The organism is Varibaculum cambriense DSM 15806, assembly GCF_000420065.1.
Classification (GTDB): domain Bacteria; phylum Actinomycetota; class Actinomycetes; order Actinomycetales; family Actinomycetaceae; genus Varibaculum; species Varibaculum cambriense.
The window spans coordinates 1,126,047-1,141,492 of the sequence record NZ_ATUF01000002.1 but is presented as its reverse complement, the minus strand read 5'-3'; the positions used below and the strand labels follow the sequence as shown (position 1 = coordinate 1,141,492).

General features: G+C 55.5%; 11 protein-coding genes and 1 tRNA gene. 6 read left to right on the top strand and 6 right to left on the bottom strand.

Annotation, left to right across the window (positions count from 1 at the left end; genetic code table 11):
• Positions 1-23: 23 nt before the first annotated feature.
• Both F605_RS0105095 and F605_RS0105090 read left to right on the top strand, forming a co-directional pair.
• On the top strand, positions 24-2,693 hold the full coding sequence (locus F605_RS0105095) for a DEAD/DEAH box helicase (RefSeq protein ID WP_244865164.1): 2,670 nt from the start codon (positions 24-26) through the stop codon (positions 2,691-2,693).
• 52 nt (positions 2,694-2,745) lie between these two features.
• On the top strand, positions 2,746-3,468 hold the full coding sequence (locus F605_RS0105090; RefSeq protein WP_022864821.1) for a YggS family pyridoxal phosphate-dependent enzyme: 723 nt from the start codon (positions 2,746-2,748) through the stop codon (positions 3,466-3,468).
• 19 nt (positions 3,469-3,487) lie between these two features.
• Here F605_RS0105090 and F605_RS0105085 read toward each other — a convergent pair whose 3' ends face one another.
• From F605_RS0105085 to F605_RS0105075, 3 genes are all read right to left on the bottom strand, one after another.
• A complete protein-coding gene (locus tag F605_RS0105085) occupies positions 3,488-4,780 on the bottom strand; it encodes a hypothetical protein (RefSeq protein ID WP_022864820.1) in 1,293 nt (430 codons plus the stop codon).
• A 234-nt stretch (positions 4,781-5,014) separates the two neighbouring features.
• On the bottom strand, positions 5,015-5,704 hold the full coding sequence (locus F605_RS0105080; RefSeq protein ID WP_022864819.1) for a GNAT family N-acetyltransferase: 690 nt from the start codon (positions 5,702-5,704) through the stop codon (positions 5,015-5,017).
• A gap of 6 nt (positions 5,705-5,710) precedes the next feature.
• Complete coding sequence (locus F605_RS0105075; protein WP_022864818.1) at positions 5,711-6,922, bottom strand: molybdopterin molybdotransferase MoeA; 1,212 nt, start codon at positions 6,920-6,922, stop codon at positions 5,711-5,713.
• A 115-nt stretch (positions 6,923-7,037) separates the two neighbouring features.
• Between F605_RS0105075 and F605_RS11020 the strand changes: the two genes are divergently transcribed.
• From F605_RS11020 to mscL, 3 genes are all read left to right on the top strand, one after another.
• On the top strand, positions 7,038-7,649 hold the full coding sequence (locus tag F605_RS11020; protein WP_162138272.1) for a 5-formyltetrahydrofolate cyclo-ligase: 612 nt from the start codon (positions 7,038-7,040) through the stop codon (positions 7,647-7,649).
• Positions 7,650-7,810: 161 nt separating this feature from the next.
• A complete protein-coding gene (locus tag F605_RS0105065; RefSeq protein ID WP_022864816.1) occupies positions 7,811-8,572 on the top strand; it encodes an SAF domain-containing protein in 762 nt (253 codons plus the stop codon).
• A 19-nt stretch (positions 8,573-8,591) separates the two neighbouring features.
• Positions 8,592-9,029: a large conductance mechanosensitive channel protein MscL gene (gene mscL / locus F605_RS0105060; RefSeq protein WP_022864815.1), complete on the top strand. Its 438-nt coding sequence runs from the start codon at positions 8,592-8,594 to the stop codon at positions 9,027-9,029.
• 12 nt (positions 9,030-9,041) lie between these two features.
• Here mscL and F605_RS0105055 read toward each other — a convergent pair whose 3' ends face one another.
• Positions 9,042-9,233, bottom strand: coding sequence for a hypothetical protein (locus tag F605_RS0105055; protein WP_022864814.1), 192 nt, complete (start codon positions 9,231-9,233; stop codon positions 9,042-9,044).
• Between the two features lie 2 nt (positions 9,234-9,235).
• Positions 9,236-13,405: a hypothetical protein gene (locus tag F605_RS09995; protein ID WP_022864813.1), complete on the bottom strand. Its 4,170-nt coding sequence runs from the start codon at positions 13,403-13,405 to the stop codon at positions 9,236-9,238.
• Between the two features lie 191 nt (positions 13,406-13,596).
• On the opposite strand from F605_RS09995, the gene F605_RS0105045 reads away from it, so the two are divergent.
• A tRNA-Arg gene (locus F605_RS0105045) sits at positions 13,597-13,669 on the top strand.
• A gap of 110 nt (positions 13,670-13,779) precedes the next feature.
• On the opposite strand, the gene F605_RS0105040 is transcribed toward F605_RS0105045, so the two are convergent.
• Positions 13,780-15,414, bottom strand: coding sequence for an inorganic phosphate transporter (locus tag F605_RS0105040; RefSeq protein WP_244865162.1), 1,635 nt, complete (start codon positions 15,412-15,414; stop codon positions 13,780-13,782).
• Between the last annotated feature and the right edge of the window lie 32 nt (positions 15,415-15,446).

Sequence of the window (15,446 nt, the reverse complement as noted above, 5' to 3'; positions counted from 1 at the left end):
CCCTATTAGGACAATCCGGCAGGATGAAGTTACGCAAACGTGTCCACACTGCGGAAGCTGGTTACAATAGCCACATGAGTATTGCTCCCCTAAATCAGCTGCTGGACGATTTAGAGGACGCGGGTAAGCTGGATGACCCTTTAGAAGTCCTCGAGGGGTTCAGTAATTGGGCGGCATCCACCCGCCGAGCTTTATATCCCCATCAAGAGGAAGCCGCTACCGAAATTTTTGCCGGTCACCACGTGATTGCCGCGACTCCTACCGGGTCAGGTAAATCCATGATCGCTTTAGCAGGTCATTTAGCGGCGCTGGCTAAAGATCAACGCTCCTATTACACCGCCCCCATAAAAGCCCTGGTGTCAGAGAAATTCTTTGACCTGGTAGAGCTGTTTGGTGCCCGCAACGTGGGAATGATTACCGGCGATATTTCTTTGAATGCGGAAGCACCGATTATTTGTTGCACCGCGGAAATCTTGGCTAACCAGGCACTACGCGATGGCGCCGAACTAGATGCCGGGGTGGTCATCATGGATGAATTCCACTTTTACGGCGACCCTGACCGCGGCTGGGCCTGGCAGGTTCCGCTGCTGGAACTGCCTAAAGTCCAGTTTGTTTTAATGTCTGCGACCTTGGGGAACGTAGATTTCTTCATCCGGGACTTGGAAGCGAGAAGCGGGCGAGAAGTGGTGCTCGTTGACGGAGCCTCCCGCCCGGTGCCTCTGGAAATGGAATATAGCGAGGACGACTCCCAGTACCTGCTAGAAAGCCTGGTAAAGGCGGGACGTTGGCCAATCTACCTCGTGCATTTTGCACAAAATGATGCGGTGAAAACCGCGGCGGGACTGGCGTCGGCTAATCTGCTGGACCGCGAAAAGCGGGAAAAAATCGCTGACCACTTAAAAGGAGTTCATTTCACTAAGGGATTCGGACAGACTCTCTCGCGACTATTGCGCCTGGGGGTGGGCGTGCATCATGCGGGCATGTTGCCTCGTTACCGCCTGTTGGTGGAACAGCTGGCGCAGCGGGGACTGCTAGCGGTGATTTGCGGAACGGACACTTTAGGGGTGGGGATAAATGTTCCTATCCGCACCGTGGTCTTTACTTCCCTAGTCAAGTTCGATGGGCGTCGCCAACGCCACCTGTCGGCGCGGGAGTTCCACCAGATTGCCGGCAGAGCCGGGCGCGCCGGGTTCGACACCATGGGGTTTGTGGTGGTGCAGGCACCGCCCGAGGTAATCGAGGCCAAGAAATTGGCGGCGAAGGGGCAAAAACGCAAGGGCGCGCCGGCGACAAATAACCAAAAGCCGAAGGTGTCCTGGGGACGGTCAACTTTTGAACGCCTGGTTGCCGCGCAGCCGGAACCGCTGCGTTCCCATTTCCGGATTGACCATTCCTTAGCGCTTAATGTGCTTTCCGGTGGGCGGGATGCCGGGGAACATTTGCTGTGGCTGGCGCGCAATAACCATGACGTCCCGCAGGAGACCAACCCCCATTTGCGCCGCTTAGGGCAGGTTTATTCCTCATTAAAACAGGCGGAAGTGGTTCGGCATTTACCTGCTGAAAAGGCGGGAAAGCTTGGGCGCCTAGTGCTAACCCATGACTTGCCGGAAGATTTTGCGCTCAACCAGCCGCTATCTCCCTTCGCCCTGGCTGCTTTGGATTTACTTGATCCCGATAGCCCCGACTACGCCCTAGATCTGGTTTCGATTGTGGAGTCGGTGTTGGAGAATCCCCGCCAGGTACTGCTTGCCCAGCAAAAGGCTCAGCGCGATCAGGTGTATCAAAAGCTGCGTTCCGAGGGCGTGGAATATAACCAGCGGCAGGAGATATTAGAAGAAACCACCTGGCCACAGCCCCTGAAAGAACTGATTGCCGGCGCGTTTAAGACTTTCGCCCACTCTAATCCTTGGGTTTATGGCTCTGAGCCTTCCCCCAAATCAGTGGTGCGCTATCTGGTAGAAAATGCGCTGACTTTTACCCAGTTCATTTCCCGTTTCGAACTTGCCCGCAGTGAAGGGGTAGTACTGCGCTACCTGACCGATGCCTATCGCGCCCTGGGACAAATCGTGCCGCCGGAGAAACGGAATGAGGACTTTGACCAGCTATTAATCTGGCTGGGCAATACAGTTAAGGGCGTGGATTCCTCGCTGCTGGATGAGTGGGAGGCGATGGCCAGCGGGAAGCGCCGGGAAAACCTCGCGGAGGATGCCGAGGAAGAACCCGCCTTTGGAAGCGGCGAAAATCAGCTACCCAGCGCTAATCCTTTCGCTTTGCGCCGCCAGTTCCGCAATGCCGCCTGGCAGCGCGTAGAAGCCATAGCCTTCGACAGCTTGCCGCGCCTACAGGATTGCCAAGATTTACATCCGGAAGGGTCTGCCTGGTCGGATGAGGATCGCGGAGCCCTGCTGGATGACTACTGGGAACGCTTTGATGACCTGCCTGTGGATCAAGGGGCGCGCGCCAGCACTCACGCGGCAATTAGGGAGGGCGAACAGGCACGAGAGCTACTTTCTCGCTACCTTCCTGCTGATAGCGACTTGCTGGACGGTAGGAAGGTTTGGGCGCTGCTGCAAGAAGTGGATGATGGCAGCGGGCTATGGGAATGGCGAATGCTATTTGCCCTAGATATCGCGAAAACTGATGTGAGCGGGGAGGTACATCCCTACCTGGTGACTTACGGAGATATATCCTAGGGCGCTATCCGCAGAACTTTCTATATTTGCCGCGCCCACTAGAGTGGGAGTTATGGATATCGCAACCGGGATTGAACAAGTAGACCAGCGGATCACTAAAGCCTGTGAGCAGGCGGGACGGGCGCGCAGCGAAGTTACTTTGGAGTTGGCGGTGAAAACCCGCACTAGTGAGCAGATTATAGCGGCAGCTAAGGAGCTGAAAAAACGCGGCCTGCCGGTAGTGCTGGGACACAATCATGTCCAGGAAGCCCAAGCTACCAATGAGGCGGTGCGAGCCGCAGACCTGGGCGCGGAAGTTCATATGATCGGTCGCCTGCAGGGCAATAAAATTACTGCCGCCCTCAAGGTCTGTGACCTGGTGGAAACCGTGGATTCCCTAAAGACTGCGCAACGACTAGTTCGCCGCTTAGAAGCCAACTATCCGGGGCGGGTTCTGCCGTGTTTTATCGAAGTGAACTGCTCACGCGAAGCCTCCAAAGAGGGAATCAACCCCGAGGACGCCTGGGAGTTAACCCAGCAAGTGCTACAAATGGAGCAGCTCAGCTTGCGAGGATTTATGACCATTGGGGCGCTTAGCTCTGATGAAGAGCGGATTCGCGAGTCCTTTAGGATTTTGCGCCAGCTGCGGGATCGCACACTTGCTGCCGGAGGACGCGGGCAGGTTGCCCGCGAGCTGTCGATGGGAATGTCCCAGGATTTAGAAATCGCGATTAGCGAGGGCGCAACTATGGTGCGGATCGGCACCGATGTTTTCGGCGCGCGCGATTACCGTTAAGGTTTGTCCCAGCCAGTTCTTAGTTGGCGATCCGTCGAGTGTTCAAAATGGCCTCCACGTCTACCGGCTTGCTTTGCGCCACCAATTGCGCGGTAGTCAAAGATTCCTCGCTATGCGGGCGCGGACGCGAAGGACGATAGGGGGTCTTGCCCTGTGCCGCCAAATGTTCTGCGAGCAGCTCAGACGCATCTACATCCCGGCGCGCTAACCGCGGTTTGAGGGCATAGATGGGTTTCGGCATCGGTGTGGGCGTCCAGCTGCGGTTGGTTTCTGCCTGGTCTTCTGCTTCCGCCGCTGCCTGCGCAGCGACTGGCGAGCTCTCCGCTTCCGCGGCCGTATCCGCGCTGACGTCCTCGGCGGATATTTCGGTAACTTCCGCTACCGTAGTGGTTTCTTTCTCGGATACCGCAGTGACCGCGTGGTCTTTATCTTCGCCGCTTTTATCCTCTACAGGAGCAACTACCACGTTTTCTTCTGCAGTTTCAGACTGTTTCTGCGAGCGGGCGGCCGTTATTTCCCGAGTATCTGTCGCCGCCGTTTCTTCTACTTGATCTGTGGTTTCGTCCTCGCGAATTACAAAATATTCCCGCAAATTGGCGGCGCGCCGGGCAGCCGTAGCTAGTTTGCCAAGCGCCATGCGCCCGCGGTTTTCCCCAGCAGATTCTACTTTGGTTTCGCTGGCGGTAGCTGCGGCGCTGGTTTCGGACTTTTCGGCGCTGACAGCGCTCTGAGCAGATTCGGCCTTGGCGTGCATTTGGGCGAATTTCTTTTCGCTGGCACTCACCCGATGCCCCTTAGCGGGGCGCATCTCGAGGGCGCGAATAATTTCTTGGGCACGCTGATCATTTTCCCGGCCGGCTTTAGCAGCTCGCGCCCCCAGAAATAGAGTTCCCGCAATGGTGGCTAACGGAATAAGTGCCCACCACCAGGAAAGTAGACTAACGGCAGCCGCCGTAACCAGCACCATACCTACCGCGAACTGCACCGTAAGCAGGGTGAGACGGCGGCGCGCAGCTTGTGATCGTCGCTCGATTTGACGCGCCCGGGTAATCCGGGCGGCCATCAGTTCACTGTGATCACGCTGGGTTGGTGCTACTGGTCGCTGCATGGTTCCTCCTAAAACTGGGGGGTTTACGCTGTAGCGTTGCCGCTTTTGTGCCGGTGGCTGCGTGTTAAGTACCCGCAAATTGGCGCTAAAACGATCATCGCCATGAGATTGGGATTGCCGGCGCTTGGTGTCAATAAAGAGGGGCAGGTAGATTCCCCCCAGAATTAAGACCAATATCGGCAAGGCCAATCCAATAAACTCCACATATCAAAAATAGGGGATTTAGGCGCCAGATTCTCTCTTCACAAAGGCGTGTTGAACAGGCAAAGTTATGAAATCTTTAGCAAAATGCAACATCTGCAACACTCGCACCAATAGCCACAATAGCTACGGAATTTTTCCGCTTTTTACCGTGGCAAGAACCGTTGCTTTAAGCAATCTCACGTTCGCGGAAACACTGGTTAGCACGGCGGAAAATTAGCCTCCCGCCTGCTCCCCCTAGGCTTCCTCACCTTTCAGACTCGCTCTTTTTTCTAGCTGTGCCAGGTAGCCACCCGCAGGGATTTCCTCAGCAGTTGCCGCATACCCCAGGTGATCAGCCCAGCTTCCCGCAATGCAATAAAAATTCTGTTTCCGTCCCTCGAAACGCAGCCCCAGTTTCTGCACTACCCGCAAAGACACATTATTTTCGGGACGAATATTGATCTCTACGCGATGCAGGTAGGGAGCCCCCAAACATAGATCCAACACCATCGCTACCGCAGCGGTAATCACTCCTCGGCCGCTATAGGCTTCGGCTACCCAATATCCCAGGTTCCCCGAATGCGAGGCTCCCAGAGCAATATCCCCAATAGTTACCTGCCCCACCAACTGATCATCAGCATAAACAGCAAACGGATAGTAACGCCGCTGACGCACCAGGCGGGCGCTACGACGAATGAACGCTTCCAGCTCCATATCCTCTGGGGGATACCCCGGGGCAACACTGGCTTCCCAAGGCGCCAACCAGCGTTGATTATCGGCTCTTACCTGCGCCGCCCGCCGATGATCCCGCGCTACCATTTCCCTAATAGATAGCTGATTTACCGGCGGATCACCCGGTTTAATCAGGCCGCGAGCTACGGGATTATCCAGCTGTGAATAGTAGCGCGGCCTGCGGCGAAAAGTTAAACGCTCGTAAAGCAACACGGCGCCTTAATCTAGCACCATGCAGTGGAAATAGTCGCCCTCCGAGACGGAAGTGACTGCCTCGGGGATAACTGCCAGCGCGTTCGCCCGAGCCATAGTAGATAGTAAAAGATCTTCTGGCTCGCCAGTTAGACGCGCGCGGTAACCACTATCGGGAGCACCTACGATTTTCACGGGTACAAACTGCCGTCTACCCGCCGGGGAACGCCAACCGCGATCCACTCGCGCGCGCAAAGAAGGACGGTACAGTTCTTCCCAACCAGCCATATGTCGCAGGCAGGGGCGTACAAAAATCTCGTAACTAATCTGGGCGGCTACCGGATTCCCGGGAAGACAAAATATCGGGGTGCCTTCCCCCACCGTGCCATAACCGAGTTGTTTGCCAGGAGTCATCGCCACATTGTCAAAGCGCGCAGTCCCTAAAGGTGCCAGCACCTCTTTAACTGTATCGGCACTACCGTAGGACAGCCCCCCGGTGGTGATAATAATATCTGCCCGAACTAGCTGGTCTTCAATGGTTTCCGAGAGTGCTTTTTGTTCATCGGGCACTGCTGCCACTCGGAACGTGTCGGCGCGCGCATCCGCCACTGCAGAAGAAAGCGCATGCCCATTAGCATCGAAGACCGCCCCGGCGCGGATCGGTTTACCCGGCTCGATCAGTTCATCTCCGATAGACAAAATTACTACCCGCGGACGCGGACGCACTGTGACGCGCAGGCGCCCTACTCCCGCCAATAACGCTACTTGCCGCGATCCAATACGTGATCCGGCACGCAAAATCGGGGTACCGGCACTTACGTCTTGCCCCCGTCGCAAAATATTTTTTCCTTTGGTAGGCGCGGACAAAATCTGAACCCGCGCCGGCGCCTGGTCGGTTTCCTCTAACGGAACTACCGTGTCGGCTCCCACTGGTAAAGGCGCACCCGAGGCGATCCGGACGGCACTATTTTCCACTAGGGTGCACGGTTCTGCATCCCCCGCTTTCACCTCGGCGATTACGTCCAGGTAAACCTGACGCATTTTGCCGGCTCCCCCCACGTCTTGGGAACGTACCGCATAGCCATCCAAGGTTGCCTGGTCGGTGACCGGCAAATCGAAAGGTGCGCTCACGTCCTCGGCTAGGACACACCCCACCGCATCCGGTAGCAACACGTCCAGGGGATCTAGCGGCGCCACTAGGGAAAGACAAGTATTTAGATGTTCCGCAACCGTGCGCATTACCCCTCCTGAGTTCTCGTACTGTTACCAGGTTACCTGCCAGGGTCTTTAGCGCGGCAGCGAAAAGCCGACTATGGGCAAACCCACGAGCGTCTATCATTGACTCATGGATTCTGTGATTAGTAAGCCTGCACTGCGGAAAAAATTCCTTGATCGGCGCCGCTTAACGTTTTCCCCTGCTCAACGTATCCAGGCCGAATCGCAAGTTCTCGCGGCTGCCAGACCGCTATTAGATTCCTTAAAACCCGGCGAGGTAGTAGCCAGTTATCTTTCTTTCGACACTGAAGTTCCTACCTTTTTACTCAACGAAGCTATTTTAGATTCCGGTTTGAAACTGGTGGTTCCCTGTGATCTGGAGCAGCCACGTTGGGGACAGCTAGATCCGGTACAACATACTCGCGCTCTATACCGCCGTTTCAATCCCCACCCGCCGCTACTTTCCAAAGAGATGCATGGTAATGACCTGGCGAAACTGGGGTTAAAGTTTATTTTCTTGCCTGCTTTGGCAGTGGATAGGACGCAGGTGCGCCTGGGACGAGGCGCCGGCTGGTACGATCAAGCCTTGGCGCACTGCAATCTGACTTCTCCCCCTCGACCCCAACTAATTGCGCTAACTCATGACTGGGAAGTCTTACAGGCGGGGACGCTACCCCATGAACCGCATGACCAGTTAGTTGACCAGGTACTTACCTCCTCGGGGCGTTTGCAAAAACTAGACAGCGAGTAGATTTACGATCCCGTTAGCGGGTTAGGTTCCAGTTGGGTTGTAGTGTCCCCTAAGGGGCAGCTCATGGCGGTTACTTCCCCAGTGAGACTCTCCCCCAGATTTACCGCTCCAAGAAGGAGGAATTAACCTGCGGTTAATGGTTTTCTGCAGGTAGCGTTTCTTTGTCCCCAAGGGGTAAATTCCACAATGTTTTCCGGCAGATTATCTGGTATTTCCCTAGCGCTCAAGAAATCGATAAAAATCTGGTTATGCGCGAGTTCCTTTGGCGTTGGCGACGCACTATCGCCCTGGCAGCCGCAGTTGCAGTAGTCGTCACCTTACTGCGTTTAGTACTACCCCAAGTGGTCACGAAACCACTCGTAGTTGCCGCCACCGATATTCCGCCAGGAAGCATTATTGAGGCTGGCCAAGTAACTGTGAAACAGATTCCCGTGGCCGCTCTCCCGCCACAGGGATATAAGAAACCTTCCCAGGCAGTCGGTCAGCGAACAGCCGTTCCCATTGCTGCCGGCACTACCCTGTTTCCGGCGTTATTTTCTTCTTCTCCTTTTTCGCGACATTCCTTTAAAGGGAAAGTGATTTTGGCATTACCTTTGCGAGAAAGCGATCAAGGCCTGGCCAACGCCGGTGATGAAGTGATTTTCTTCCTCGGAAATGCTCAAGATAGTAACTCTGCCCCCGATACCAGCCCGGACACGGATAGTGCGCAAACTATCCTCGAGGGCGGGGCGAGAAAATCTGCGGAGAATAAGGGACTCTCCGCACAAATCACGGCGCAAGTATTATCAGTCAGTGCCGCTAGTGGATCTTTGACGGGCGGACAAAAAGCCGCCACCATTGAGGTTGCGGTTAAACCCAGTGCGGCTGGCCGCCTGGTCCAAGCCAGCAAATCTGAACCGCTACAATTGGCCAGGACAGGTTAATACAACTAAATGAGGAATAATGAGTAAAGAAAATACTGGTTTCATTGCGGGATTCAAAGAATTTATTTCCCGCGGCAACGCCATCGACCTGGCAGTTGGGGTAGTTATTGGTGCCGCCTTTGGAGCGGTAGTCACCGCCATCGTGGATAAATTCATTAATCCGCTAATTGCGGGACTAGTGGGCAAACCTAATTTCGATAACGTATTAGAGTTCCACCTGGGCAACGCAACTGTGCAACCGGGCGCAATTATTACCGCCCTCGTGAACTTCCTGCTGGTAGCTCTTGCGATTTACACCTGCATTATTGTGCCGATGAATAAGCTGATGCGTATGCGTGACGCTAAAGCTAAGGCTGATGAGGAGGCGGAAGAGCCCAAGGCAGATCCCCAGGTAGAACTGCTGACCGAAATCCGCGACCTCCTACAATCCGAAAAATCTGCCTCCCAAAACAGCTAACCCCGAAACAAGCTACTGGTTATGCTCGCGCCAATGAGGGGGCATTTCGGATAGGTAGTCTACTTCCGGGCGCTGATCAGTAGTTTCTCGATGGTCGCGGTGATCGGAGAGCGGATCGGCACTTTCCTGCCAGGAAGTGGGTTTCCCTTCGCGGATGCGCCGGCGATCCACCTCGGAGTAGGTACGCGCTGCCGGATGCTTCATAGTTAAGCGTTCCGGGTGACGACATTCTTCAGGATGGTTTCCACCTGACCGTCACGGCGCTGCAAACCTAGCTCATTAAAGAGCAGTTCCACTTCTTCATCCACGCTGCGTGGCTTATCGTCCGAACGAATCCAGGCGAGCAGATCATCTAGCTGATCATCACCGTAGGCGGTTAGGGGCAACCCTCGCGAGATGGCAGGACGCTTTACACTGCGCTCTTCTTCACTTGTTGCCTCTTGCGAAACGAGGGAAGCAGCGGGCAGTGGCGCGGGTGCCGGGGAGGCCGCGGGCGCGGGAGCTGTCGCTGCTTCCCGCTGTGCCTGCGCTTTTTTGCGCTCCTCAACCACATCAACTACCAGATCCAGTAGCTGCTGAGCTTGCGTGGCCGGATCCATAAATACCGCGGTGGAATAAACGATGCTTACTACCCAGCCATATTCTTTGAGCCTTTGCAACCAGTGGCGTTCGCGGCGCCGCAAAGATTTCTCGGCTACATAGTCCGGGTTGTCGGTAAGTACCGCCACTAGTAGTTCATCAGGATAGTCTGGATGCCCGATGGCTAGCGGGATCCGCATGCCGTTCTTGGGTCCCAGGTTGGGAATCACGGTCAGCCCCACTGAATAGAGCCTTTCCGCTAGATCCAGTAGCAAGCGATCAGGCTGAGATTCTTCCTCTCCCATTGCCTGCGCGGCCTCAACTGGCCCGACAGTTTGCGCCTCGGCGCGGGCGGCCTGTAGCAAATCGTAAAGCATCTGGGAGCCAGGGTGATGCAGACGTTGCGGATCGATAGCTTCCGGTGCCATCGACGACACCAAAGATAGCTCTCTACGCACCATAGAAACTGCGTCTACCAGTAGTGCCGTGCCGTCAGCAGCCGAGATAACTCCAAAGTCATGGAGTACTTGCCCGTGAGGAGTCTTGGCGAAACCTACCGATAAAATCACGTGGTCCCGGCGCAGTCCTGCAGCTCCCGCCGCGTCTACAATCACAAAGGGTTCTTCTTGGTTACTACCCAAGAATTCATCTAGCTGCGGGTTACGAGCGACTTCACTCATAATCGCGGCACTGATCCGCCGGGCATGCTTGACCGTCAAAGCTACCACTCCCAAAGACTCTTTGCTTTGAGACTGGGCGTGCAAGCAAACTTGCCGCACTACCTCTTCAACTTCCTGGGAAGAAGTTTCGACGCATTGGGCACCAGGAGCAGGCATTCCCCGTCCATCGACTACCGTTAAAGTCACCGGGCGAGAGGGGCGCGGCACCGTAACCGGCATCACGTCCCGTCCATAGTCGTGATCGGCCAGGAAGGAAGCTACCCACTCATTTACCCGCGAACGGGTAGGAGGCGCAGTTAACTGCGGGAATATGCCCGCAAACTCCGAAACCGTGCCTTGCTCACTGCGGCGAACATCCCCCACGACTATCACTTGTTTCGCCCTAGCAATCGCGGGAATAACTTCTGCCAAGTCGGTATTTTCCACTCCGTCCAGTACCAGCAAATCCACGGGGTGATCATTGCCGAGAACCTGGGGTACCAGTACCGGAGGAATCGCGCGAATCGGCCGTAGCCGCTCCACAATCGGGAATTGCCCGATCACTTCTGGCAGGTCGCCGCGGGCATCTTTCAATACTTGCTCTAGGTCAGAGACCGTTTCCGACTGGGAATCTACCAGTTTGGCTATCTGGTGGCGTACCTGGTGCAGAACCTGTCCCGACAGCGAGTTAACCTGGGCAATATCAAGTTCACGCAGCCGCGCAGAGAGTTCGCTGAGGCGTTCTCCATCGAAATGCGCCAGCCGGTCATCTAGACGCAGCATCTCCGCCAACGCTGATGCCCACCAAGAAAGATCTAGTTCTGCTCGTAGCAACTCGAAAGGAACTCGCCGTGCCCGCAGGTCATCAACGAGTTCATCGAGACCGAAATCGTGTAGTTCTTTCAGAATTGATACCCGCTGCGGCAGACGTTCGGCGCCTTTTTCATCTTGGGACAAGTTATCAATCAAACTGGCTAACTCGTCCAGAGGCATTTGCGTTAAATCGCCAAATCCAGTGGAAAAGAACGGCTGTAACCGCGCGATATGGCTGCGTAAGGCTTCCTCTGCTTTTTGCATCTGGTCAAGGCGTCCCGGCAGTACCGGCCAGCCTCCACCGGGAGAATATTCGCGCCAAATCCGGCGCTGCTGCTGCACCCGGATCAGCTCTCTATGTAGGTCTTCCACTTTTCGTCCCGGCCGCACCATGTCTTTAGCCTGTTTGATCAGGCGACGCCGCTGGGATTCCTTCATGTTGAGAGCGCGTTCTTTACGCCATTTCTTAGTAGCGGTGGCAATCACCATATCGGCAGCCGAACGCTCGAAAATCTGAGGCTTGAACACGTCCATGGCTTCGCGCAGACCGTCGAGCATCCGCAATTGGTCATGCCATTGGTTCAGATTCTTGGCTCGCAGCAGCCCGGTTTCCTTTTGAGCGCGATCAATATCCGCGCGCACCTGCGGCAACAGGCGACCCGCTAGCTGACTGACGCCCTCTACTGCGGTATCAACCATTTCGGGAGAAGAAATTACTACCGAATGCCAGGGATTTGTGGCTCGCGTTTGCGAGAAAATCCCCTCTTCGGCGGCTTGCACCAGTAGCTCTTGGGCTCGTTTCGCCCCATCGGAAGCAATATGATGCAAAGTTTCCAAATCGAAACGTACTTTAGTGCGCGGTCCGGGCTTCATAGAGGTTAAATCGGCTAGTACCTGCAAGGCATCATAGGCGGACACCTGCCAGGGATCGCGTTTGCGATGCAGCTGCTCCATATATCCGCCCAGTTGGGAGCGCACCTGAGTGAGTTCGTTACGCATCTTCATAGTGGCTTCATCGGCGGCCGGATCTACTGCTTCCACCGGGGCGTTTAAAGATTCCAGTAGCTTGGCGGGGATAATGTCGCGCCAACGGCTACGATTCGACAAGTCCAGGGTGAGGCTCTCTAGCCCTAAACGATTCAAATACCCCAACACCTGCTGTAGGCGACGCCGCGCGCCGGGCACATAGGCAATGGTACGCCCGGCACTGGCAGCGTCCGCTAGAATTGCGGCCACCGTGGAAGTCTTTTCCGATTCCGGAGGCGCATCTAACAGCAGATTTGCCCCGGAGGCCACCGCATCTAGCACGTTATGCTGGGCGGGATCTAAATCTCCTACCCCATGCTCGGCCAGGGGATCACGGTCGGTCAATACCGGTTGCGGCAGCGGAGAAAGCACTGCCCCCGCGGCCTCTGCATCTCCGCAAAGCGCGGCAGTAACCTCGGACTGTTCCAGGAGATCTTGGTTGAGCGCAAAGTCTTTGACCAGGTTGGAAAGGGGATGCAGGTATTGCCCCACGGTGAGCGAATCGTAGAGGTCAAATCCCAGCAAATGCCGCAACCCCAGGCGCCGCAATTCGTGCAGGGCATTGGTGGGGCTAAAAGCTACCGCAGCCTGCGTACCTTGCAAAATGGAAACAATTTCTGCTTGCTCACCCTTTTCCCGCAGTGCCGCTTCCAGTGGGGGCCATACTTCTACGGTGCTGTTCAGAGTGATCAGCACATCCTCATCGGCGGTTAAAGACAGCTCTACCGGGCATAGTAATGCCGGTCCGGTAATAGTGCGCGGCTCATTGGCGCGTACTTTTTCAATATCGTATACCGCGCTATCTGCAGCCTGCTCCTCGGCAGTATCTTCGCGGATAGAGAGGTTGCTTTCTGTATTTACTGCCGTTGCAGCGGTTGCCGACATTTTCGTGGTCGAGGACGCAGATTTACTCGCGGCGCGTTCCCAGGCGGCTCCCAGGCTGCCGCCTTGCCGCCAGGAGGCAGTCCCAATCGCCAAATAAACCGGCGCGCTACCGTAGCGGGATTCCCGATCACGCGAGGCAGCGAGCACTTCGCGAGCCCGGATACGGCAATGAGACAGGGCACGCGGTTCGCGCACCAGGTTAGATAACCGAGTCGGACGCCCTCCATATAACTGTGCTAAGCCCCCGGGGTGGGCAGCAGACAGCTCTAGGTAGCCGGAGGAGGTTTCCTCGGCAATCGTATGCTCCAAGCTAGCATTCCAGTGCGAGAGCATCTCCTGTACCAGCTGTTTACGGGTTTTGGGCGCCGCTGTGTCCGCGGCGACCTCGCTGGTAACGTCTTCCGCTGTGGTCATCTCTGTTTCCGGGTTATAGCTCACGATGCCACCATACGCGAAAGCGGGGGTTTGCCCTGGTTGCCATGCCCTAAGATCGCGAAAACGACAATTCTCACGTCCTGCTTCTCCCGCAATAAGCCGGAGCGCAATTTTGAGCCTGCCTAACCAGTGTTATCCTAGACTGGCTGAGGCGCTGACGGCCGCCTTGCGCCCTCGTAGCTCAGGGGATAGAGCACCGCTCTCCTAAAGCGGGTGTCGGACGTTCGAATCGTCTCGGGGGCACTATAAACGGCGCTACTTCCTCTGTTTCTTCCCTTTAAAACCTCTTCGGCCAGGCACCACCCCGAGGACGATCCTCAGGAGTACCTGGCCGAAGGGGGCTAACTATTAGCCTACAAAATCACCCGCAATACGCTCACCGTAATCGCGGAGATAACCGCCGCAGCCGGCAAGGTAATCACCCAGGCCAGCGCAATCGGCTTCATTAATGACCAGTTGGCAGCTTTATTAACGATCCCGATCCCGAGCACTGCACCAATCAAAATGTGGGTAGAGGAAACCGGCAGCCCCAGCAGCGAGGACCCCATAACTACCGCCGCAGCCGAAAGCTCTGCCGCGAATCCCGAGGCCGGGTGCATTTCGGTAAGCCCAGATCCTACGGTCTTAATAACGTAGCGACCAATGAACCACAGCCCCGCAATCAGGGCGATCCCCAAGGTGAGCATGACTGCTCCCGGGACAGCGCTTTCTGTGGAAATACCGCCGGTACGCAAGACGTCTAGCACCGCAATGAAGGGGCCAATAGCGTTGGCGATATCGTTCGACCCATGCGAGAAAGCGAATGCGGAAGCGGTAAAGACCTGCATCCATGAGAACAACAGGAAGGTTGAGCGGGAAAGATCACGCCGTTTGAGGGAACGCGCAAAAATAAAGACTGCCATCCACACTGCTGCCGCCAACATCGTCAGGATTAACAGGTTACCCAGCATAGATAAGTTGATATCCAGGTTATCTAGCCCTTTGAACAACATTAGGGAGCCGATGATGACGGCTCCAAATGCCGCCAACAATGGCACCCAAGTATCTAGAGCTTTGTGGGCGTTGAGATCATCTTTTTCTCGGTTGATACGTTCGAGCTCTTTGAAGTAGTCAGATTCCAGATCAGAGGGATCATAGTCCCCCATATTCATGGTGGTAGCATCCCGTACCATCGCGTTGGTGTAGGAAACCTGTTGGATTTCATTGAGCCGCTCGAACCAGGCCTTGTGGCGATTACGCAGATCCGCACGTTCCTGTTTAATTTCACGTAGACGCTGGTCAGCGCGTTCGTTGTAAACCAGGATCGAGGATTTAATCGATTTGAATAAGATATAGGCCACTACCCCGCCCAATACCGGGGACAGCACCCAAGAGATGGCAATTTTCCCGATGCCTCCCCACTGCACCATGCTCCAACCCCCGGTGTGGGTGGTAAAGCCTACGGTCAGAGCAGCGCCGACGATGCCACCTACGATCGAGTGGGTGGTTGATACCGGCCACCCCATGCGGGTCGCTACCAGCAGCCATACTGCCGCCCCTAACAGGGAAGATGTCATGATTAGCGCAAAGTCTATAGCTTGCAGATTCGAGATGGCCGATAGGTCTACGATTCCCGAGCGCACCGTATCGGTTACTTCTCCTCCGGCGATTACTGCCCCGGACACCTCAAAAATCGCGGCCACTACTAGGGCTTGTTTCATTGATAGGGTGCCCGCACCAACGGAGGTGCCAAAGGAGTTAGCCACATCGTTACCGCCGATATTGAAGGCCATGAACACCGCAAAGGCGATAGTTATTACTAGCAGTAACGCTTGATCGGTTTCTCCTACGTAATCGAAAGCCCAAAAAATGAACCAGATGGCACTTCCCAAGAGCAGACCACCGAAAGCCAAATGCCAGTACACATCTTTTTTCGCCAGTTTTTGGAAAAAAGTCAGTTGTCCCAAAGGTGCTTCCACCTCTGTAGGGGGCATATCAGTTTTAGTCACGGGATTAACTCCCTCCAGATGAGAAATTTTAA

Coding starts and splice junctions, on each gene's coding strand:
- F605_RS0105095 (WP_244865164.1), top strand. CDS start 24: ATGAAGTTACGCAAACGTGTCCACACTGCGGAAGCTGGTTACAATAGC.
- F605_RS0105090 (WP_022864821.1), top strand. CDS start 2,746: ATGGATATCGCAACCGGGATTGAACAAGTAGACCAGCGGATCACTAAA.
- F605_RS0105075 (WP_022864818.1), bottom strand. CDS start 6,922: ATGCGCACGGTTGCGGAACATCTAAATACTTGTCTTTCCCTAGTGGCG.
- mscL (WP_022864815.1), top strand. CDS start 8,592: ATGAGTAAAGAAAATACTGGTTTCATTGCGGGATTCAAAGAATTTATT.
- F605_RS0105055 (WP_022864814.1), bottom strand. CDS start 9,233: ATGAAGCATCCGGCAGCGCGTACCTACTCCGAGGTGGATCGCCGGCGC.
- F605_RS09995 (WP_022864813.1), bottom strand. CDS start 13,405: ATGACCACAGCGGAAGACGTTACCAGCGAGGTCGCCGCGGACACAGCG.